The sequence below is a fragment of the Streptomyces erythrochromogenes genome (genome assembly GCF_040684695.1).
GTDB lineage: Bacteria > Actinomycetota > Actinomycetes > Streptomycetales > Streptomycetaceae > Streptomyces > Streptomyces erythrochromogenes_C.
The window spans coordinates 77,399-98,288 of sequence record NZ_JBFBGM010000009.1; the positions used below are offsets into that span (position 1 = coordinate 77,399).

Annotated in this window: 22 protein-coding genes; 2 read left to right on the forward strand and 20 right to left on the reverse strand. The window is 71.0% G+C overall.

The features are described from left to right. Positions 1-130 precede the first annotated feature (130 nt). The 7 genes from tsaE to AB0O53_RS16075 form a co-directional block, all read right to left on the reverse strand. A complete protein-coding gene (gene tsaE / locus AB0O53_RS16045; protein WP_350992819.1) occupies positions 131-697 on the reverse strand; it encodes a tRNA (adenosine(37)-N6)-threonylcarbamoyltransferase complex ATPase subunit type 1 TsaE in 567 nt (188 codons plus the stop codon). Next, a complete protein-coding gene (locus AB0O53_RS16050; protein WP_434094382.1) occupies positions 648-1,907 on the reverse strand; it encodes an alpha/beta fold hydrolase in 1,260 nt (419 codons plus the stop codon). Before AB0O53_RS16050 ends, tsaE begins: the two co-directional genes overlap by 50 nt. Further along, positions 1,852-2,988 carry an alanine racemase gene (gene alr, locus AB0O53_RS16055; RefSeq protein ID WP_350992823.1) on the reverse strand — a complete coding sequence of 379 codons (1,137 nt, stop codon included), beginning with the start codon at positions 2,986-2,988 and terminating at the stop codon, positions 1,852-1,854. The genes AB0O53_RS16050 and alr overlap by 56 nt, the downstream gene beginning before the upstream one ends. A 123-nt stretch (positions 2,989-3,111) precedes the next feature. Next, complete coding sequence (locus tag AB0O53_RS16060) at positions 3,112-4,512, reverse strand: NAD(P)H-hydrate epimerase (protein ID WP_365196121.1); 1,401 nt, start codon at positions 4,510-4,512, stop codon at positions 3,112-3,114. Positions 4,513-4,516: 4 nt separating this feature from the next. Beyond that, complete coding sequence (locus tag AB0O53_RS16065) at positions 4,517-4,885, reverse strand: holo-ACP synthase (RefSeq protein ID WP_350992827.1); 369 nt, start codon at positions 4,883-4,885, stop codon at positions 4,517-4,519. A gap of 20 nt (positions 4,886-4,905) precedes the next feature. Further along, positions 4,906-6,753: a glutamine--fructose-6-phosphate transaminase (isomerizing) gene (gene glmS / locus AB0O53_RS16070; protein ID WP_350992829.1), complete on the reverse strand. Its 1,848-nt coding sequence runs from the start codon at positions 6,751-6,753 to the stop codon at positions 4,906-4,908. A 111-nt stretch (positions 6,754-6,864) separates the two neighbouring features. Beyond that, complete coding sequence (locus tag AB0O53_RS16075; RefSeq protein ID WP_350992831.1) at positions 6,865-7,641, reverse strand: hypothetical protein; 777 nt, start codon at positions 7,639-7,641, stop codon at positions 6,865-6,867. 262 nt (positions 7,642-7,903) lie between these two features. On the opposite strand from AB0O53_RS16075, the gene coaA reads away from it, so the two are divergent. Then, on the forward strand, positions 7,904-8,953 hold the full coding sequence (coaA, locus tag AB0O53_RS16080; protein ID WP_350992832.1) for a type I pantothenate kinase: 1,050 nt from the start codon (positions 7,904-7,906) through the stop codon (positions 8,951-8,953). 16 nt (positions 8,954-8,969) lie between these two features. Next, positions 8,970-9,944, forward strand: coding sequence for a DUF389 domain-containing protein (locus AB0O53_RS16085; protein WP_365196126.1), 975 nt, complete (start codon positions 8,970-8,972; stop codon positions 9,942-9,944). Positions 9,945-9,957: 13 nt separating this feature from the next. Here AB0O53_RS16085 and glmM read toward each other — a convergent pair whose 3' ends face one another. The 13 genes from glmM to map all read right to left on the reverse strand — a co-directional run bounded on the left by glmM (position 9,958) and on the right by map (position 20,811). Continuing rightward, a complete protein-coding gene (gene glmM, locus AB0O53_RS16090; RefSeq protein WP_350992834.1) occupies positions 9,958-11,316 on the reverse strand; it encodes a phosphoglucosamine mutase in 1,359 nt (452 codons plus the stop codon). A 135-nt stretch (positions 11,317-11,451) separates the two neighbouring features. Further along, complete coding sequence (gene rpsI, locus AB0O53_RS16095; RefSeq protein WP_030388851.1) at positions 11,452-11,970, reverse strand: 30S ribosomal protein S9; 519 nt, start codon at positions 11,968-11,970, stop codon at positions 11,452-11,454. Positions 11,971-12,012: 42 nt separating this feature from the next. Continuing rightward, positions 12,013-12,456 carry a 50S ribosomal protein L13 gene (rplM, locus tag AB0O53_RS16100; protein WP_030653676.1) on the reverse strand — a complete coding sequence of 148 codons (444 nt, stop codon included), beginning with the start codon at positions 12,454-12,456 and terminating at the stop codon, positions 12,013-12,015. Positions 12,457-12,694: 238 nt separating this feature from the next. Beyond that, entirely contained in the window at positions 12,695-13,978 is a 1,284-nt protein-coding gene (locus AB0O53_RS16105) for a glycosyltransferase family 87 protein (RefSeq protein ID WP_350992837.1), read from the reverse strand. A gap of 29 nt (positions 13,979-14,007) precedes the next feature. Continuing rightward, the gene (locus tag AB0O53_RS16110; RefSeq protein ID WP_350992839.1) at positions 14,008-15,636 is read right to left on the reverse strand and encodes an ABC-F family ATP-binding cassette domain-containing protein; all 1,629 of its coding nucleotides are present in this window, start codon (positions 15,634-15,636) and stop codon (positions 14,008-14,010) included. 44 nt (positions 15,637-15,680) lie between these two features. Next, positions 15,681-16,532, reverse strand: coding sequence for a tRNA pseudouridine(38-40) synthase TruA (gene truA, locus AB0O53_RS16115; protein WP_350992841.1), 852 nt, complete (start codon positions 16,530-16,532; stop codon positions 15,681-15,683). A gap of 100 nt (positions 16,533-16,632) precedes the next feature. Beyond that, positions 16,633-17,094, reverse strand: coding sequence for a 50S ribosomal protein L17 (gene rplQ, locus AB0O53_RS16120; RefSeq protein WP_030154710.1), 462 nt, complete (start codon positions 17,092-17,094; stop codon positions 16,633-16,635). A 106-nt stretch (positions 17,095-17,200) separates the two neighbouring features. Beyond that, positions 17,201-18,223 (reverse strand): DNA-directed RNA polymerase subunit alpha, encoded by a 1,023-nt coding sequence (locus AB0O53_RS16125; protein ID WP_007265920.1) that lies wholly within the window; start codon positions 18,221-18,223, stop codon positions 17,201-17,203. Positions 18,224-18,374: 151 nt separating this feature from the next. Then, positions 18,375-18,779, reverse strand: coding sequence for a 30S ribosomal protein S11 (gene rpsK, locus AB0O53_RS16130; RefSeq protein WP_003956432.1), 405 nt, complete (start codon positions 18,777-18,779; stop codon positions 18,375-18,377). Between the two features lie 54 nt (positions 18,780-18,833). Further along, a complete protein-coding gene (rpsM, locus tag AB0O53_RS16135; protein WP_007265919.1) occupies positions 18,834-19,214 on the reverse strand; it encodes a 30S ribosomal protein S13 in 381 nt (126 codons plus the stop codon). Positions 19,215-19,412: 198 nt separating this feature from the next. After that, complete coding sequence (rpmJ, locus tag AB0O53_RS16140; RefSeq protein ID WP_003956441.1) at positions 19,413-19,526, reverse strand: 50S ribosomal protein L36; 114 nt, start codon at positions 19,524-19,526, stop codon at positions 19,413-19,415. Positions 19,527-19,599: 73 nt separating this feature from the next. Continuing rightward, entirely contained in the window at positions 19,600-19,821 is a 222-nt protein-coding gene (gene infA, locus AB0O53_RS16145) for a translation initiation factor IF-1 (protein ID WP_003956442.1), read from the reverse strand. A 138-nt stretch (positions 19,822-19,959) separates the two neighbouring features. Beyond that, complete coding sequence (gene map / locus AB0O53_RS16150) at positions 19,960-20,811, reverse strand: type I methionyl aminopeptidase (protein WP_030653658.1); 852 nt, start codon at positions 20,809-20,811, stop codon at positions 19,960-19,962. Positions 20,812-20,890 lie beyond the last annotated feature (79 nt).

Sequence of the window (20,890 nt, forward strand, 5' to 3'; positions counted from 1 at the left end):
GGACGCCGTACTTAGGCATACCTAAGAAACTCTCGGTACCATGTCACCACGAGGGCCGCCGCCAGCGCAATATCTTGCCGACGAGTTGTCGGCACGTTGTGGGTGTGCCGGGCGTGCGTTGCGGGTGCGTCTACTCCGAGAGCGCTCCGGCCAGGGCCTCCAGCCCCGCTCCGGCGTCCCAGCGCGCCCCGACCCCGCGCACCGAGACCTCGCGGACGTCGTCCAGGACCTCCTCGTGGCCGACGGCCCGCGCGATCACCACGTGCAGCCTGTCGTCGGAGAGCTCCTCGACCTTGCCGTCGCCCCACTCCACGACGACCACGGACTCGGGCAGCGAGACGTCGAGGTCCAGGTCCTCCATCTCGTCCAGCCCGCCGCCCAGGCGGTACGCGTCCACGTGCACCAGCGCCGGCCCGCCGGTCAGCGAGGGGTGCACCCGGGCGATCACGAAGGTCGGCGAGGTCACGGCCCCGCGCACGCCCAGCCCCTCGCCGAGGCCCCGGGTCAGGGTGGTCTTGCCCGCGCCCAGCTCACCGGTCAGCAGGACGAGGTCGCCCGGGCGCAGCAGACCGGCGATCCGGCGGCCCAACTCCTGCATCGCCCGGGGCGAGTCGACGGTGATCCGGGTCTGCGTGCCGTGCCCGGACTCAGCTTCCGGTGCCTGGCCGCGCTGTGCTTCCAGCGGTACTTCTTCCATGCGCGCCAACGTTAGTCGCTACCGGGACCGGCACCGCGCCGGTGCGGGCCAGCAGCTCGGTCAGCAGCCGCGTCACGGTCTCGGGGCGCTCCAGCATCATCAGGTGCCCGGTGGACTCCAGGACCACGAGCTCGGCGGCGGGCAGCACGTCCTTGATGGCCAGGCTGTGCCCCGGCGGGGTGATCATGTCCCTGTCGCCGGCGACGACGGTGACCGGGATGCCGGCGAACTGCTGCAGCGCCGCGGTCTTGTCGTGGGTCTGGAAGGCCGGGTAGAACTCCGCGACGACGTCGATGGGGGTGGCCTCGATGAGCCGCTCCGCGAAGCGCGCGACCCCCGGGTCCACGTCCCTGGACCCGAAGGAATACATCTTGATCATCCCGGCGAAGAGGTCCGCGGTGGCCCGCCGGCCCTTCTCGACCAGTTCCACCTGTGATCCGAGCGCCTTCAGCACGCCCGGCAGGATCCGGCGCACGGCGCCCATGCCGGCGGCGGGCAGCCCGTACGTCACCTCGTCCAGGCGGCCGCTGGAGGTCCCGACCAGGGCCACGCCGACGACGCGGTCGCGCACGAGGTCCGGGTACTGCTCGGCGAATCCCATGATGGTCATTCCGCCCATCGAGTGACCCACGAGGATCAGCGGGCCCTCGGGGGCGGCGGCGTCGATGACGGCCTTCAGGTCCCGGCCGAGCTGCTCCATGGTGAGCGGTTCGCCGTCCGCCTGGGCCAGGCCGCGTGCGCTGCGCCCGTGGCTGCGCTGGTCCCAGTAGACGGCGCGGACCACTCCGCGCAGGGCCGCGCGCTGGAAGTGCCAGGAGTCCTGGGCGAGGCAGTAGCCGTGGCAGAAGACGACGGTGGCCGGGGCTTCGGCCTTGCGCCGCAGCCGTCGCCGCTTGCCCTCCTCGGGGAGCTCGTCGACCTCGTAGTAGAGCTCGGTGGCGTCCTCGGCCCGGCAGGTGCCCTCGGTGCCGCGCAGGGAGCCGTAGTCCCCGGCGGCGTCGAGAGCCAGGCGGGCCTTCCTGCGCATGCCGCGGCCGACGGTGATCCGCTCGACCGCGACACCGGCCGCCGCGCCTGCGGCTATCACGCCGATGGCGGCCCCGGCCCAGCCGGCCCTGCGCCAGTTCTCGCTCACGCCGCCGCCCTCACTCCGCTCAGCCGCCCAGGTACACCCGGGGCACGCGTCCACCGATACGGGTGACGATCTCATACGCGATCGTGTGCGCCGCTTGTGCCCAGTCCTCGGCGGAGGGTTCACCGCGTTCCGCGTCGCCGAAGATGACGACCTCGTCGCCGGCGCTGGCCCGGTCCTCGCCCAGGTCGACCACGAACTGGTCCATGGCGACGCGTCCGGCGACGTGGCGGACCTTGCCGCCGACCAGCACCGGGCCGGCCCCCGAGGCGTGGCGCGGGATGCCGTCGGCGTAGCCGGCGGGGACCAGTGCGAGGCTGGTCTCGCCGCTGGTGACGTAGTGGTGGCCGTAGCTCACCCCGTGCCCGGCGGGGACGGTCTTGACCAGCGCGAGGGAGGCCTTGAGGGTCATCGCGGGCCGCAGGCCCAGCTGGGCCGGGGTGCCGAGTTCGGGCGCCGGCGAAACCCCGTAGACGGCCAGCCCGCAGCGCACCAGGTCGTAGTGGGACTCGGGCAGGGTGAGAGTGGCGGGCGAGTTGGCGATGTGCCGGACCTCGGGCTCGACGCCCTCCTTCTCGGCGTAGGCGAGCATCTCGCGGAAGGCGTCGAGCTGGAGCCTGATCGAGGGATGGCCGGGCTCGTCGGCGCAGGCGAAGTGCGACCAGAGGCCGGTGACCTTGACGGTGCCCTCGGCCTGGGCGGCGACGGCCGCCCCGACCAGGGCCTCCCAGTCGGCGGGCTGGCAGCCGTTGCGGCCGAGGCCGGTGTCGGCCTTGAGCTGGATGCGGGCGGTGCGGCCGGCCGCGCGGGCGGCCTCGCGGACCTCGTCGAGGGCCCACATTCCGCTGACGGAGACGTCCAGGTCGGCCTCGACGGCCTCCCGCCAGGGCCCGCCGGGGGTCCACAGCCAGCACATGATCGGGCCTTCGATCCCGGCGGCGCGCAGCGCGAGGGCCTCGTCGGGGGTGGCGGTCCCCAGCCAGGCGGCACCGGCCTCCTGGGCGGCCCTGGCGCACTCCACTGCCCCGTGCCCGTAGGCGTTCGCCTTGACGACGGCCATCAACTCGGCCCGGGGCGCCCGCTCGCGCAGTGCGCGCACGTTCTCCCGTACGGCGTCAAGATCGATCTCGGCGTACACGCGCGTCGGTGTCTCGTTCATCGGCCCCAGTCTCTCAGAATCCCCGCCCGGCACTGGTGCGGGCGGCCGAAGAGGCGGACAATTCCTCCCCCGCGGAGTGCGGGACGGGAGTCTGCGCCGGGGTGCGGGGCGGGGCCGCGCAGGTCAGGCCCGGGTGTCGCGCCAGGCCGCAGGGAGGGCTTCGGCCACCTGGTGGGCCAGCAGGGGGCCGCCGGTGCGACGGGCCGCCAGGCCGTGGAGGTACGCGCCCACCGCGCCGGCGTCCGCGCCGGGCAGCCCGCCCGCCAGGAGGGACCCGGCCAGTCCGGACAGCACGTCCCCGCTGCCGGCGGTGGCGAGCCACGGCGTTCCCGTCGGGTTCACCCGGACGGGCCGGCCGCCGGCGGAGGCGACCAGCGTCGTCGACCCCTTCAGCAGGACGGTCGCCCCGTACCGCTCCGCGAGCCGCCGTACGGCCGCCAGCCGGCCCGCCTCCACCGACTCCCGCGCCACCCCGAGCAGCGCCGCCGCCTCCCCCGCGTGCGGGGTCAGCAGGGTCGGGGCCGTCCGGGCGCGCAGCACCGCCGGGTCCAGGCCGCGCAGTCCGTCCGCGTCGACCAGTACCGCCGTGTCGCCCGCGAGCAGGTCCGCGACCTCGCCGGCGCGTCCCTCGCCCAGGCCCGGGCCGACCACCCAGGCCTGTACCCGTCCGGGCCCGATCAGCGTCTCGGGGTAGCGCGCGAGGACGGAGTCCGCCGCCGGGCCGACGTAGCGCACCGCGCCGGCGCCGCCGCGGAGGGCTCCGGCGACGGCCAGCACCGCCGCCCCCGGGTACTGCGCGGAGCCGGCGACGATCCCGACGACGCCGCGCCGGTACTTGTCGCTGGACGCCGTCGGCTCCGGCAGCAGCCCGGCCACGTCGGCGTGCTGGAGGGCCTCGACCTCGGGCTCCGGCAGCTCCAGGCCGATGTCCACGAGGTGCAGCGCGCCCGCGCGGGAGGCTCCGGGGTCGATCAGCAGACCCGGTTTGTACGCGCCGAAGGTCACCGTCACGTCGGCGGTGACGGCCGGTCCCGCCACCTCCCCGGTGTCGGCGTCCACCCCGCTGGGCAGGTCCACGGCGACCACGGGGACCCCCGGCGGGATCCGCTCCGCCAGCGCGGCGCCCGCGGGCCGCAGCCCGCCCCGCCCGCCGATCCCGAGCAGTCCGTCCACCACCAGGTCGGCCCGCTGCGGTACCGCCCGCGCCACCCGTCCGCCGGCGGCCCGCAGTGCGGCCAGTCCGCCCGGGTGCATCCGCTCGGGGTCCATCGGCACGGCCGTCACCCCGGCTCCGCGGCGCGCCAGCCGTGCGCCGGCGTACAGGGCGTCGCCGCCGTTGTCGCCCGGTCCGACGAGCAGCACGACGCGCGCCCCGTAGACCCGGCCGCGCCGCCGCGTCAGCAGGCCCGCGCACACGGCGGCCAGCCCGGCCGCCGCGCGCAGCATCAGGGCGCCTTCCGGCAGCCGGGCCATCAGCTCCCGCTCGGCGGCCCGTACGGTCTCCACGCTGTAAGCAGTACGCATGGGGTCAACCCTCCGCGATCACCACCGCGGAGGCCACACCGGCGTCGTGGCTGAGCGAGATGTGCCAGGACCTGACGCCCAGCTCCAGCGCCCGCGCCTGCACCGTCCCCGAGACCCGCAGCCGCGGCCGCCCGCTGTCCTCCACGTAGACCTCGGCGTCGGTCCACAGCAGGCCGGCGGGCGCGCCGAGCGCCTTGGCCAGCGCCTCCTTGGCGGCGAACCGCGCGGCGAGCGAGGCGGTCCCGCGCCGCTCGCCGCTCGGCAGCATCAGCTCGGCCTCGACGAACAGCCGCCCGGCCAGGCCCGGTGTGCGCTCCAGCGCCGCCCCGAAGCGTTCGATCTCCGCCACATCGATCCCGACGCCGACAATCACGAGGCCACCCCACTACCCGACTACTCCACGGTCACGGACTTTGCGAGGTTACGCGGCTGGTCCACCTCGTTGCCGCGGGCCGTGGCCAGTTCGCAGGCGAACACCTGCAGGGGCACCGTCGCCACCAGCGGCTGCAGCAGCGTCGGCGTCGCCGGGATGCGGACCAGGTGGTCCGCGTACGGGACGACGGCCTCGTCGCCCTCCTCCGCGATCACGATGGTCCGCGCCCCGCGGGCCCGGATCTCCTGGATGTTCGACACGATCTTGTCGTGGAGCACCGAGCGGCCGCGCGGCGAGGGGACGACCACGACGACCGGCAGGTCCTTCTCGATGAGCGCGATCGGCCCGTGCTTGAGCTCGCCCGCCGCGAAGCCCTCGGCGTGCATGTACGCCAGCTCCTTGAGCTTGAGCGCGCCCTCCAGCGCCACCGGGTAACCCACGTGCCGTCCGAGGAAGAGCACGGTGTTCTTGTCGGCGAGGGACCGGGCGAGTTCCCGTACCGGCTCCATGGTCTCCAGGACGATGTCCACGGCGGCGGCGATGTCCGACAGTTCGCGGATCACCGCGTCGATCTCGTCGCCCCACTTGGTGCCGCGGACCTGCCCCAGGTACAGCGCGACCAGGTAGCAGGCCACGAGCTGGGTCAGGAAGGCCTTGGTGGAGGCGACGGCGACCTCGGGGCCGGCGTGCGTGTAGAGCACGGCGTCCGATTCGCGCGGGATGGTCGAGCCGTTCGTGTTGCAGATGGCCAGCACCTTGGCGCCCTGCTCGCGTGCGTGGCGCAGCGCCATCAGGGTGTCCATGGTCTCGCCGGACTGCGAGATCGCGACGACCAGCGTCCGCTGGTCGAGGATCGGGTCGCGGTAGCGGAACTCGCTCGCCAGCTCCGTCTCGCAGGGGATGCGGGTCCAGTGCTCGATGGCCAGCTTCGCGATCATGCCCGCGTGGTAGGCCGTGCCGCAGGCCACGATCACGACCTTGTCGACCTCCCTGAGGACCGAGACGGGGATGCGCACCTCGTCCAGGCTCAGCGAGCCGTTCGCGTCGATCCGGCCCAGGAGGGTGTCGGCGACGGCCTTCGGCTGCTCGGCGATCTCCTTGAGCATGAAGTAGTCGTATCCCCCCTTCTCGGCCGCGGAGGCGTCCCAGTCCACGTGGTACGCCCGCACGGAGGCGACCGAGCCGTCGAAGTTGGTCACCGTGACCCCTTCGCGGCGCAGCTCGACGACCTGGTCCTGCCCCAGCTCGATCGCGGACCGGGTGTGGGCGATGAACGCGGCGACGTCCGAGGCGAGGAAGTTCTCGCCCTCGCCGACGCCCACCACCAGGGGGGAGTTGCGGCGCGCGCCGACCACCACGTCCGGTTCGTCGGCGTGCACGGCCACCAGGGTGAAGGCGCCCTGGAGGCACCGGCACACCTGCCGCATGGCCTCCGCGAGGTCGCCGGTGGCCGAGAACTGCTCGGCCAGCAGGTGCGCGACCACCTCGGTGTCGGTCTCGGACTCCAGCCGGTGTCCGCGCTCGGCGAGTTCGGCCCGCAGCTCGGCGAAGTTCTCGATGATGCCGTTGTGGACGACGGCCACGCGCCCCGAATTGTCGAGGTGGGGGTGGGCGTTGACGTCGGTGGGCCCGCCGTGGGTCGCCCACCGGGTGTGCCCGAGTCCCGTGGAACCGGCCGGCAGCGGGTGCGCGACCAGTTCCTTCTCCAGATTGACGAGCTTGCCTGCCTTCTTGGCGGCGGCCAGGCTGCCGTCCGCGAGCACGGCGACCCCGGCCGAGTCGTAGCCGCGGTATTCCAGTCGCTTGAGTCCGGCGATGACCACATCGAGCGCAGACTGCGCTCCCACGTAACCCACAATTCCGCACATAGGGCGCAGCGTACGCCGTGGCCGGCCGTCTGCCCCGTACCTGAACACGCCGAAAACCCCGCCCCGGCGGGGATGCCGGAGCGGGGTTGACGGTCTGTTCTACGGCCGGACTCAGCCGAGCTTCTTGACCTGTGCGTCGATCACGGTCTTGGGCTGCTCCGCCGTCACGCCGAAGGCGTAGAAGGTGGCCAGCGCGTTGCCCTTGCGCACGATGACGAAGTGGTTGGCGGACTTCTCGCCGTCGTCCAGGTCCATGGTCAGGGTGAAGGCCGCGGCCTCGTCTCCGGCCGTGACAGCGGCACCCGGCTTGACGTCGAGGTACTTCACCTTCTCGCCGCCCTCGGTGACCGTGTAGCCGCCGGAGCAGGCTGCGGCAGCCGTCTTGAGGGCGGCGAACGCCTCCTCGGCGCCCTTCGCGTCGTACGAGCCGACGCTGACCAGCGTCTGGGTGGCGCCGAGCGCCTCCAGGCCCGCCTTCAGCTTGTCCTCGGGCGAGGCGTCGGCGGCCGCCTCCTTCGGCTTGGCCTTGGTCGTCGTACGGCCGATACCGGTCGCGGTGCCCACCTTCTGGCCCGACTGGGCCTGCATCAGCGGCTTGCACTCGGCCTTGTCGACCGTGGCCCCGGCCGATTCGGTGGCGGCCTTCGCCGCGCCCTCGGCGGAGACGATCTGGTCCGGCAGATCGGCCTGGGTGACGACCAGGGCCGTGGCCTCGGCATCCGTCTTGCCCTTGACGGCGGGAGCGGCCGGGGCCTGCGAGGAGGCGGGGGCCGACGGCTTGGCGTCGGCCTTGGTGTCGGCCTTGTCGGTACCGCAGGCGGTGGCCAGCAGCGCCAGCGAGACGGCGGAGGCGGCGATGACGGAACGGCGGACCAGGGTGCTGCGCACGGAAGATCTCCCCCACAGGGTGTTGCGATGACGGTCGATACGGCTCGCACGGCGCCCCCTCCCCAGGGGCTCACCGGAGCCACGGTGATCAAAGGTACGTGCCCCCACCGACAGCGACCCGCCCGAACGCGCCGTTCGAGGCCGATCGTGACCGGGGCGAGACCGCGCGATCCCCGAATCGAGACCGCGCGGCCGCGCCTCCCTTTGGTCACGTGACCGACCCCACGACCCACAACCGTCCCCCAGCCCCGACAATGGCGGTGTGATCACTTCGCCGCCACGAAGCAACACGCCCGAGGGTGCAACGGAGCACACCGGCCGGGACGGGCAGCCCCCGCGGACCGCGCACCGCCGCGGCGCCGAGTCCTCGCCGTACCTCGACCTCACCCGGGCCGAGTGGAGCGCCCTGCGCGAGCGGACGCCGCTGCCGCTGACCGCCGAAGAGGTGGAACGCCTGCGCGGCCTCGGCGACGTCATCGACCTCGACGAGGTCCGCGACGTGTACCTGCCGCTGTCGCGCCTGCTGAACCTCTACGTCGGCGCCACCAGCAACCTCCGCGGGACCCTCAACACCTTCCTCGGCGACGCCGGCAACGGCCACGGTTCGCAGGCCGGCACCCCCTTCGTCATAGGGGTCGCCGGCTCGGTCGCCGTCGGCAAGTCCACCGTGGCGCGCCTGCTCCAGGCGCTGCTCGCCCGCTGGCCCGAGCACCCCCGCGTGGAGCTGGTCACCACCGACGGGTTCCTGTACCCGATGAAGGAGCTCCAGCGGCGCGGGCTCACCTCCCGCAAGGGCTTCCCCGAGTCCTACGACCGCCGCGCGCTCACCCGCTTCGTCGCCGACATCAAGGCGGGCAAGGACGAGGTGCGGGCCCCGGTCTACTCGCACCTGATCTACGACATCGTGCCGGGCGAGGAGCTCGTCGTACGCCGCCCGGACATCCTCATCGTCGAGGGCCTCAACGTGCTCCAGCCGGCGCTCCCCGGCACCGACGGCAGGACCCGCGTCGCCCTCGCCGACTACTTCGACTTCAGCGTGTACGTGGACGCCCGCCCGGAGGACATCGAGCGCTGGTACCTCAACCGCTTCCGGAAGCTGCGCGAGACCGCCTTCCAGAACCCGTTCTCGTACTTCCGCAAGTACACGCAGGTCTCCGAGGAGGAGGCCATGGAGTACGCGCAGACCACGTGGCGGACGATCAACCGGCCCAACCTGCTGGAGAACGTCGCCCCCACCCGCGGCCGGGCCACCCTCGTCGTCCGCAAGGGGCCGGACCACAAGGTGCAGAAGCTGAGCCTGCGCAAGCTGTAGTCGTTAGGGTGCGGGCATGCTGCATCTGCGGATGATCACCCCGCACCACCTCACCGACCAGGTGGTGGAGCTGATCGGCCGGACGGTCGGCACCACCCATCTGGTCGTCCTGGCCGGCGCCGCCCGCGACCCCGAGGGCGACCTCGTGCTGTGCGACGTCGCCCGCGAGTCGGCCGACGAACTGCTCCAGGAGATGCGCGCCCTCGGCATCGACAAGGCCGGCTCGATCGCCGTCGAGAACATCGACCTGTCGATCTCCACACGCGCCGACCGGGCGGAGGAGGAGGCTCCCGGCGAGGCCGCCGACGCGGTGGTCTGGGAACAGCTCGCGGAGTCCACCCACGAGGAGTCCACCCTCACCATCACCTACGCCGCCTTCATGATCCTGGCGACGATGATCGCGGCGTGCGGTGTCGTACTCGACAACGCCGTGCTGATCGTGGGCGCGATGGCGGTCGGCCCCGAGTTCGGCCCGCTCGCCGGGATCTGCACCGGTCTGGTGCAGCGCAGGCCGCGCCTCGCCTGGCGCTCGTTCATCGCGCTGGCGGTCGGTTTCACGGCGGCGATCGTCGCGACGACGGTCTTCAGCCTGGCCATGGACGGGCTGGGCCTCTTCCACGAGCACCTGCTGGAGAACGAGCGGCCGAACACCAGCTTCATCTGGCAGCCCGACCCGTTCTCCTTCGTCGTGGCGCTGCTCGCGGGCGTGGCCGGCATGCTCTCGCTGACGTCCGCGAAGGCCGGCGCCCTGGTCGGCGTGGCGATCTCGGTGACCACCGTCCCGGCGGCCGCCAACGCCGCCGTGGCCCTGGGCTACGGCGACCTCGGCCAGATGTGGGGCTCCGGCATCCAGCTGGCGCTCAACCTGGGCGGCATCATCCTGTCGGGGACGCTCACCCTCATCGCCTGGAAACTGCTGTGGCGCACCCAGCAGAACCGGATGATCCGGAAACCGGGTGCGCCACACAGGCCTGGCGAGGGCGCCCTCTAGGGGCGGGGACCTGCTAGCCGAGCGCCGACTTCACGACGTCCGCGAGCCGGCCGGCGACGGCGCGGGCCTGCTCGATGTCGGCGGCCTCGACCATCACCCGTACCAGCGGCTCGGTGCCGGAGGGGCGCAGCAGCACGCGGCCGGAGGTGCCCAGCTCGCGCTCGGCGTCGGCCACCGCGGCCGCCAGCTCGGCGGAGGTGGAGACCCGGGACTTGTCCACGTCGGGGACGTTGATCAGGACCTGCGGCAGCCGCTGCATGACGCCCGCCAGCTCGGCGAGGGACTTGCCCGTAGCCGCGACCCGCGCCGCGAGCAGCAGGCCGGTCAGCGTGCCGTCGCCGGTGGTGGCGTGGTCGAGGATGATCACGTGGCCGGACTGCTCGCCGCCGAGCGCGTAGCCGTGCTCCTTCATCGACTCCAGTACGTACCGGTCGCCGACGCCGGTCTGCACGACCTGGATGCCCTCGCCCTCCATGGCCAGCTTGAAGCCCAGGTTGGACATGACGGTGCCGACCACGGTGTTCTCGCGCAGCTGGCCGGCCTCGCGCATGGCGAGCGCCAGCACGGCGAGGATCTGGTCGCCGTCGACCTCGGCGCCGGTGCCGTCGACGGCCAGGCAGCGGTCCGCGTCGCCGTCGTGCGCGATGCCGAAGTCGGCGCCGTGCTCGACCACGGCCGCCTTGAGCAGGCCGAGGTGGGTGGAGCCGCAGCCGTCGTTGATGTTGAGGCCGTCCGGCTCGGCGCCGATCGTGACGATCTCCGCGCCGGCCCGGGCGAACGCCTCGGGCGAGACGTAGGCCGCCGCGCCGTGCGCCTCGTCGAGGACGATCTTCAGGCCGTCGAGACGGTTCGGGAGGACGCCGATGAGGTGGGAGACGTACTTCTCGAAGCCCTCGGTGTAGTCCGAGACGCGGCCGACGCCGGAACCGGTGGGCCGGTCCCAGGGGGCACCGGTGCGGTGCTCCTCGTAGACGGACTCGATGCGGTCCTCCAGCTCGTCGGCGAGCTTGTGGCCGCCGCGGGCGAAGAACTTGATGCCGTTGTCGGGCATCGCGTTGTGGCTGGCGGAGAGCATCACGCCGAGGTCGGCACCCAGCGCACCGGTGAGATACGCCACCGCCGGGGTGGGCAGCACACCGACGCGCAGGACGTCCACGCCCGCGCTCGCCAGGCCGGCCACGACGGCCGCCTCCAGGAATTCGCCGGAGGCCCGGGGGTCCCGGCCGACCACCGCGGTCGCCCGGTGGCCTTCGAAGGTGCCCGCCTCGGCGAGTACGTGGGCAGCCGCCACGGAGAGGCCGAGCGCGAGCTCCGCCGTCAGATCCGCGTTGGCGACGCCGCGTACACCGTCCGTCCCGAAGAGTCGTCCCACTGTTGTCCTCCCGAGTTTGCGCTTCGCGTATGACCGCTTGTGTCAGGTATTTGCCGCTTGTGGCGGTAAACGAACCGCCCCGGCAGCACAGAGAGTGCTGCCGGGGCGGTTTCGTTGCAGAACAGCAGGCGCAGATTAACGCTTGCTGTACTGCGGAGCCTTACGGGCCTTCTTGAGACCGGCCTTCTTGCGCTCGACCGCACGGTCGTCGCGGGAGAGGAAGCCGGCCTTCTTCAGCGCCGGGCGGTTGTTGTCCACGTCCGCCTCGTTCAGCGCACGGGCCACACCGAGGCGCAGGGCGCCGGCCTGGCCGGAGACGCCGCCACCCGAGATGCGGGCGATGACGTCGTAGCGGCCGTCAAGCTCGAGGAGCTTGAAGGGCTCGTTGACTTCCTGCTGGTGCACCTTGTTGGGGAAGTAGTCCTCAAGGGTGCGACCGTTGATCTTCCACTTGCCGGTGCCCGGAACGATCCGGACGCGGGCGATGGCGTTCTTGCGACGGCCCAGGCCGGCGGCCGGCTGGGGGTCGCCGAAGCGACCGGCAAGGGACTCGGAGGTGTAGTCGCCCTCGACGACGACCTCAGACTCGCTGGTGTACTCCTCGACGTTGCCCTCGAACTCTTCGACGGTCGTCTCGGCGGTGGTCTCGGCCACGATGCTCCTCAGAATTTTCTACGTCTTAGGGGGTGGCCGGAACTACTGCGCGACCTGGGTGATCTCGAACGGCACCGGCTGCTGGGCAGCGTGGGGGTGCTGGTCGCCCGAGTAGACCTTCAGCTTCGAGAGCATCTGACGGCCCAGGGTGTTCTTGGGGAGCATGCCCTTGACGGCCTTCTCGACGGCCTTCTCCGGGTTGTTCGCCAGCAGGTCGTCGTAACGCACGGCGCGCAGACCACCCGGGAAGCCGGAGTGGCGGTAGGCCATCTTCTGGGAGGCCTTGTTGCCGGACAGGTGAACCTTGTCGGCGTTGATGATGACGACGAAGTCACCCATGTCCATGTGAGGGGCATAGGTCGGCTTGTGCTTGCCCTTCAGGAGGGCAGCGGCCTGGGTCGCCAGACGGCCGAGGACGACGTCCTGGGCGTCGATGACGAGCCACTGGCGCGAGATGTCGCCGGGCTTGGGGCTGAACGTACGCACGCGTATGCCTTCGCTTCTTCAGTGGTGGTATCCCACGGGCGCAAGCCCGGCGGGAAGGTCCTGACAGGGTCACCACGGACGATCACGACAGCCCTCGTTCACTTCGGGGACGCAACCCGTGTGAACGGCCAACTGCTGGTCATCGGTCCGGTGGACCGGCGTAAGGCCCTTTCACGTGAGAATGAGAAAGCCAATACGCATAACAAACCAGCAGGATACCCAAGCAGACCCGTACGGGTCAAAACGCGGTCCGCGATGCCGATGCTGCTGGCGTCGCGGCGCACTCCGGTTCGGTCCTGGATGGGGACCCCGCAGTTGTTACGGGCTCCAGAGTAACCCGACCCGGGCGCAGCGCACGACGCGCCAGCAGATACGCGAGCGCGCACAGGGTGGCGCAGTCCTTGAACGCGCGCCGTTTGTGGGCGAGCTCCGAGGGCCACGGGACCAGGGCCAGCTGGGGCGTCAACGCCAGCCAGAACCAGGGCGAGCGGGGCATCGAGCCCGGCCGTACCGCCGAGGCCAGCAGCAGCGGGAGCACCACGAGCAGGTAGTGGTCGAAGGACGGCCGCGAGACCAGGAATGCGGCGAGCATCACCATGCAGGCCGTCTCCACGAGACGCAGCTCACCCGCGTCGGCGTCCTGCTCCGTACGCCGCCACCGCGCCCAGGCCGCCCACAGCCCGGCCGCGGCCCCGGCGAAGGCCACCAGCACCGCCACCGGCTGCGGCACCCCCAGACGGGGCAGCACCGCTATCGGCGAGGCGTCCCAGGGCAGCGCGTACGCGTCCTGCCCCTGGAGCAGGAACGGCAGGGTCTTGGTGAAGAACAGCGACGGGCTCGGCATCAGCAGCGCCCCGGCCAGCGAGATCCCCAGCGGCACCAGTACCGCCGCGGCCAGCCCCCGCCACCGGCGGGCGAGCAGGAACAGCAGCCCGATCGGCACCAGCATCGGCTTGCAGGCGATGGCCAGCCCGACCACCAGCCCGGCCCTCCCCCACGAGCGCCGGTGCGCCAGCAGCAGCGCCACGGGCAGCGCGGCCGCCGAGACGGCCGTCCAGTTGCCGATCAGCACCAGGTTCGACCAGGGCTTGTAGGCGAGGGCGAGCACGGCCAGGCCCCCGACCGCGAAGCGCGAGCGCAGCGGCACCGAGAACAGCCGCAGGGCCGCCAGCCAGCCGACGCCCAGCAGCCCCGCCATCCCGACCGGCAGGATCCAGCGCAGCACCCCCCGCGGCACCAGCGCCTCCGGCACCGCCATGAGCACGGCGCTGGGCAGGTAGAGGAAGCGCTTGTCCTCGTACGGCGACCCGCCCTCCAGCAGCGTCTGCGCCGCCTTGACGACGAAGGCGTTGTCCGAGCCCCAGTTCGCCCGCAGGCTCGTGGAGACGCAGATCCCGAGGAGCACCGCCAGGGAGAGGACCTGCCAGGACCGGGGGGCCGGCCGCAGCAGCCACGCGACCAGCCGGTTCCCAGGGGCCGCCGCCTCCCACCTCATGAGCCAGATGCCAGGCCTCAGGCCCACGACGCCCCTCCCTCACCGCCGAGCACCGCTCAGCGCTTGCGTTCGACCCTGCGTTCGTCCCAGACGGGCTCCTGAGTCTCCCGCACAACACCGTCCGAACCGAAGACCAGGTAACGGTCAAATGTGCGCGCGAACCAGCGGTCGTGCGTCACGCACAGCACGGTCCCGTCGTAGGACTCCAGGCCGTCCTGGAGGGCCTCCGCGGACTCCAGGTCCAGGTTGTCCGTGGGCTCGTCCAGCAGCAGCGCCGTGGTGCCCGCCAGCTCCAGCAGCAGGATCTGGAAGCGCGCCTGCTGGCCGCCGGAGAGCTTCTCGAAGGGCTGCTCGGCCTGGCGCTCCAGCTCGTAGCGGCGCAGGGCCCCCATGGCCTGTCCCAGCGGCTTGGCCGCCTCCGTCCACAGGATGTCGACGAGGGTGCGGCCGAACAGCTCCGGGTGGGCGTGGGTCTGCGCGAAGTGGCCGGGAACCACGCGCGCGCCCAGCCTCCAGTCACCGGTGTGCTTGACGTCCTCGCCCGCCAGCAGCCGCAGGAAGTGCGACTTGCCGGAGCCGTTCGAGCCGAGCACCGCGACCCGCTCCCCGTAGAAGACCTCCAGGGAGAAGGGCTTCATCAGCCCGGTGAGCTCCAGGTTCTCCACGGTCAGCGCGCGCACGCCGGTCCGGCCGCCCTTGAGCCGCATCTTGATGTCCTGCTCGCGCGGCGGCTCCGGCGGCGGCCCGGCCTCCTCGAACTTCTTGAAGCGGGTCTGCATCGCGTGGTACCGCGAGGCCATGTCGGGGCTGATCGCGGCCTGGTTGCGCAGCCGCAGCACGAGGGCCTTCAGCCGGGCGTGCTCCTCGTCCCAGCGCCGCCTGAGCTCCTCGAAGCGGGCGAAGCGCTCCTTGCGGGCCTCGTGGTAGGTGCCGAAGCCGGCGCCGTGCACCCAGACGTCGGAGCCCATCGGGCTCGCCTCCAGGCTGATGATCTTCTCGGCGGCCTGGGTCAGCAGCTCCCGGTCGTGGGAGACGAAGAGGACCGTCTTGCGGGTCGCCCTCAGCTGCTCCTCCAGCCACCGCTTGCCGGGGACGTCGAGGTAGTTGTCCGGCTCGTCGAGCAGCAGCACCTCGTCGGGCCCGCGCAGCAGCGCCTCCAGCACCAGCCGCTTCTGCTCACCGCCGGAGAGCGTGCGCACCTCGCGGAACTGCGCGGAGTCGTACGGGATGGCCAGCGCGGCCGTCGTGCAGACGTCCCAGAGGGTCTCCGCCTCGTAGCCCTGCACGTCGGCCCAGTCACTGAGGGCCTGGGCGTAGGCCATCTGCGCGGCCTCGTCGTCCACCGTCATGATCAGGTGCTCGGCGCGGTCGACGGCCTTCGCGGCCTCCCGGATCCGCGGCTGGGCCACCGAGACCAGCAGGTCCCGTACGGTCGTCTCGTCGCGTACGGAGCCCACGAACTGGGACATCACGCCGAGGCCGCCGCTGATGGACACGCCGCCCCCGTGCGGCTGCAGCTCGCCGGAGATCAGCTTGAGCAGGGTGGTCTTGCCGGCCCCGTTCGCCCCCACCAGCGCGACCACCGCCCCCTCCCCCACGCGGAAGGAGACGTCGGGGAGCAGGACCCGCCCGTCGGGAAGGTAGTACTCCAGATGGCTGGCTTCGAGATGTCCCATGCCGGGCATTGTCCAGGTCGGCGCGCGTTCCGCCCAAACGATTTCGCTGCGGCTCAGCAGCAGCCGGCGGCCGGCAGGGTCCGCATGTTGCGCGCTTCCTTGCTGCGGGCGGCCAGCAGTTCGTCGGCCGGGTAGCCGACCTCCTCCAGGGTCAGCCCGTGCGGCTTGACCACGTGCACCGAGGAGTCCCGTACGGCGGCTGCCAGCACCTTCCCGGGCCAGTCGGTGGGCCGGTGGCCGTCCCCGACGTGCAGCAGGGCGCCCACCAGGGAGCGGACCATGTTGTGGCAGAAGGCGTCGGCGCGGACGGTCGCGGTGACGATGCCGTCCTCGGCGCGCTCCCAGCTGAGCTGCTGGAGCGTGCGGATCGTCGTGGCGCCCTCGCGCTTCTTGCAGTAGGCGGCGAAGTCGTGCTCGCCCAGCAGCGGGGCGGCGGCCTCGTTCATCGCGTCCACGTCGAGGGGCCACTGGTGCCACAGGACGTGCCCGCGGCGCAGCGGGTCCACGCCGCCCTGGTGGTCGCCCACGCGGTAGGCGTAGCGGCGCCAGATCGCCGAGAAGCGCGCGTTGAAGCCCTCGGGGGCCTCGGCGACCTTCCAGACCCGCACGTCGTGCGGCAGGCGGCCGGCGAGGCGGCGCAGCAGCTTGTCGTGGTGCTCGGCCCAGACCTCCTCGGCGAGGTCGAACTGCGCGACCTGTCCGCGGGCGTGCACGCCCGCGTCCGTGCGCCCGGCCACGGTCAGCTCGACCGGGTCCTTCAGCCGCATCACGGTCTGCAGGGCGCTCTCCAGCTCTCCCTGGACGGTCCGCAGCGTGCGCTGCTTCGCCCAGCCGGAGAAGTCCTTGCCGTCGTAGCTCAGGTCCAGCCGTACCCGGACGTGCCCGGGCTCCACCTCGTCACTCACGTGACCGATCCTCTCAGAATCACCCATATGCAGAACGGGCCCGCCCCGGGAAGGGGGCGGGCCCGTTCAGAGCCGTTCAAGCAAGCGTGATCCCGGGGGATCAGGCCTCCTTGGTCTCCTCGGCGGGGGTCTCGACGGCCTCCGCCTCCTTGACCGCGCGCTTGGTGGCGGCCTCGGCCTCACCGGTGGCCTGCTGGGCGACCGTGAGGGCCTCGACCAGCTCGATCACGGCCATCGGGGCGTTGTCGCCACGACGGTTGCCGATCTTGGTGATGCGCGTGTAACCACCGGGGCGGTTCTCGTAGCGCGGGGCGATCTCGGTGAAGAGCGTGTGGACGATGCTCTTGTCCGTGATCGTCTGCAGCACCAGGCGACGGTTGTGGATGTCGCCCTTCTTGGCCTTGGTGACCAGACGCTCGGCGTAGGGACGCAGGCGGCGGGCCTTGGCCTCGGTGGTGGTGATGCGGCCGTGCTCGAAGAGCGCCTTCGCGAGGTTCGCGAGGAGGTGCTTCTCGTGCGCGGCGGAGCCGCCCAGGCGGGCACCCTTTGCGGGACGCGGCATTGTTACTCCTTCAAATCTGCACCGGCCGTGTCAGGTACCGGAGTCAGTTCCCTCAAGCGGTCGCGAGAGGGTGGGTGCGGGGGGCGCGAGCCCCCCGCAAGCTTTCTCAGTACTGCTCGGTCTCGACGAAACCGGCGTCCGCGTCGTCGTCGGCGCCGAAGGCGTCGGCGGCGGCGGTCGGGTCGAATCCGGGCGGGCTGTCCTTGAGGGCCAGGCCCATGCCGGCCAGCTTCGCCTTGACCTCGTCGATCGACTTCGCACCGAAGTTGCGGATGTCGAGCAGGTCGGCCTCGGAGCGGGCGACGAGCTCACCCACGGAGTGGATGCCCTCGCGCTTGAGGCAGTTGTACGACCGAACGGTGAGCTCGAGCTCCTCGATCGGCAGCGCCAGGTCGGCGGCCAGGGCGGCGTCCGTCGGGGACGGGCCCATGTCGATGCCCTCGGCGTCGATGTTGAGCTCGCGGGCCAGACCGAACAGCTCGACCAGGGTCTTGCCGGCGGACGCCATGGCGTCGCGCGGGCGCATGGCCTGCTTGGTCTCGACGTCGACGATGAGCTTGTCGAAGTCGGTGCGCTGCTCGACTCGGGTCGCCTCGACCTTGTAGGTGACCTTGAGGACCGGGCTGTAGATGGAGTCGACCGGGATGCGGCCGATCTCCTGGCCCAGCTGCTTGTTCTGGACGGCGGAGACGTAGCCGCGACCGCGCTCGACGGTCAGCTCCATCTCCAGCTTGCCCTTGCCGTTGAGCGTGGCGAGGACCAGGTCCGGGTTGTGCACCTCGACACCGGCCGGGGGCGCGATGTCGGCGGCGGTGACCAGGCCGGGGCCCTGCTTGCGCAGGTACATCACGACCGGCTCGTCGTGCTCCGAGGAGACGACCAGCTGCTTGATGTTGAGGATGATGTCCGTGACGTCTTCCTTGACGCCCGGCACGGTGGTGAACTCGTGCAGGACGCCGTCCACGCGGATGCTGGTGACAGCGGCACCCGGGATGGAGGACAGGAGGGTACGGCGCAGGGAGTTGCCGAGGGTGTAACCGAAGCCCGGCTCCAGGGGCTCGATCACGAACCGCGAGCGGTACTCGTCAACGACCTCTTCGGTCAGCGACGGACGCTGAGCGATCAGCATGTCTGTGTTCCTTCATTCGTGGACGCCCACTATTTGACGCCCGACGGGATGCCGTACCGGGGGTACGGCTACTGCAAGGGTACGGGCGGTACGTCCCCCGAAGGGGTCGTACCGCCCGGACACTCAAGAACGCACAGGTGCGTCCGCTGCGTCAGACGCGGCGGCGCTTCGGCGGGCGGCAGCCGTTGTGCGGGGTGGGGGTGACGTCCTGGATCGAGCCGACCTCGAGGCCGGTGGCCTGGAGGGAGCGGATCGCGGTCTCACGGCCGGAGCCGGGACCCTTGACGAAGACGTCGACCTTGCGCATGCCGTGCTCCTGCGCGCGGCGGGCGGCCGACTCGGCGGCCATCTGCGCGGCGAAGGGGGTGGACTTGCGCGAGCCCTTGAAGCCGACGTGGCCGGCGGAGGCCCAGGAGATCACGTTGCCGGACGGGTCCGTGATCGAAACGATGGTGTTGTTGAACGTGCTCTTGATGTGGGCGTGCCCGTGAGCGACGTTCTTCTTTTCCTTGCGGCGCACCTTCTTGGCAGCGCCCTGACGACCCTTGGGGGGCATCTAAATCTCCTACGGGAGGTGGTCGGTCCTACAGCGCAAGACCGCTGAACAGGACTACTTCTTGCCCGGCTTCTTCTTACCGGCGATCGCGCGACGCGGGCCCTTGCGGGTACGCGCGTTCGTGCTGGTGCGCTGACCGTGCACCGGGAGGCCGCGACGGTGGCGGATACCCTGGTAGCACTGGATCTCGATCTTGCGGCGGATGTCGCCCTGGATCTCGCGGCGGAGGTCACCCTCGGTACGGAGGTTGGCGTCCACGTACTCGCGGATCTTGACGAGGTCCTCTTCGGCCAGGTCACGAACGCGGGTGTTCGGGTTCACGCCGGTGGAGGCGAGGATCTCCTTGGACCGGGTGCGCCCGATACCGAAGACGTAGGTGAGTGCGATCTCCACACGCTTTTCGCGCGGGATGTCAACACCGGAAACGCGTGCCATTCAATGGCTCCTGTGTGTTCGGGGGTCTTCCACAGAACCGATCCCGACCGCCGACCGCCCGAGTGGGTGATGGTACGTCCGGGTCCCCGGCCCCCGCCGGAGGTGCCGCCGGCCCTTGCGGGGCTGGGCGGGTTCTGCGTATGTACGTTTTCTTACGTCGCGCGAAGAACTGCGTTAAGGCAGGTCGGTCGGCGTGCGTCAGCCCTGGCGCTGCTTGTGGCGCAGGTTGTCGCAGATGACCATGACCCGGCCGTGACGGCGGATCACCTTGCACTTGTCGCAGATCTTCTTGACGCTCGGCTTGACCTTCATGTTGGTGAGGTTCTCCGGGTCAGTGCCACCACCCGCACCGGGACGGACGCCCAGGCAGGAGTGAGAGCAAGATCTACTTGTATCGGTAGACGATCCGGCCACGCGTCAGGTCGTAGGGAGAGAGCTCCACGACGACCCGGTCATCGGGCAGGATGCGGATGTAGTGCATACGCATCTTCCCGCTGATGTGCGCGAGGACCTTGTGACCGTTCTGGAGTTCCACCTTGAACATGGCGTTCGGGAGGGACTCGATCACGGTGCCCTCGATCTCGATGGCACCTTGCTTCTTGGCCACGCTTCGCCTTTCGAATCGGCTACCTTGATCGGCCCCGTGCGCCATGCGGACATGGAAGTGCACGAGAGCCGACGAGTCAGTCTACGTCAGGGCACCCAGAAAGACGAATCCGGAAAGTTTGCCCCAGAGTCTAGATCATTAACCGAGGGGGTCCGGGGCCGTGGTGACCCCGTACTCCGCCAGCTTCGCCTTGCCGCAGTCGGGGCTGGTCAGGACGATCGGACCGGCCTCCGTCAGCGCGATGGAGTGCTCCCAGTGCGAGGACCAGGTGCCGTCCGTCGTGATGACCGTCCAGTCGTCCGAGAGGACCTCCGTCTGGGCGGTGCCCAGGGAGACCATCGGCTCGATCGCCAGGCAGACGCCCGGGACGAGCTTGATCCCCTTGCCCCGCTTGCGCGAGACGTAGTTCAGCAGGTGGGGGTCCATGTGCATCTCGGACCCGATGCCGTGGCCGCCGTAGTCCTCGATGATCCCGAACTTGCCGAGGCTGTGCTCACCGGTGGAGGGGCGGGGCTGGCGCTTGATGTAGGTCTCGATCGCCTTGGAGATGTCCACGAGGCGGTTGCCCAGCTTCATGGCGGCGATGCCGGCCCACATGGACTCCTCGGTGACCCGGGAGAGCTCGACCAGCTCCGGAGCGTGACCGGTGCCCACGAAGGCCGTGTACGCGGCGTCTCCGTGCCAGCCGTCCACGATCGCGCCGGCGTCGATCGAGATGATGTCGCCGTCCTTCAGGACGGTCTTGTCGTCCGGGATGCCGTGGACGACGACCTCGTTCACCGAGGTGCAGATCGTCGCGGGGAAGCCGCCGTAGCCGAGGAAGTTCGACTTCGCCCCGGCGTCCGCGATGACCTTGCGGGCGACCATGTCCAGGTCCCGTGTCGTGGCGCCCGGCACGGCCGCCTCACGGGTCGCCGCGTGGATCGCCGCGACGACCAGCCCCGCCTCGCGCATCTTCGCGATCTGCTCGGGGGTCTTGATCTGGACCATGGAACTGCCTTCCACCTCTGATGCGGGTCTTATCAACAGTACGGCCGCGATGCCCTGGGGACACCGCGGCCGTACCTGT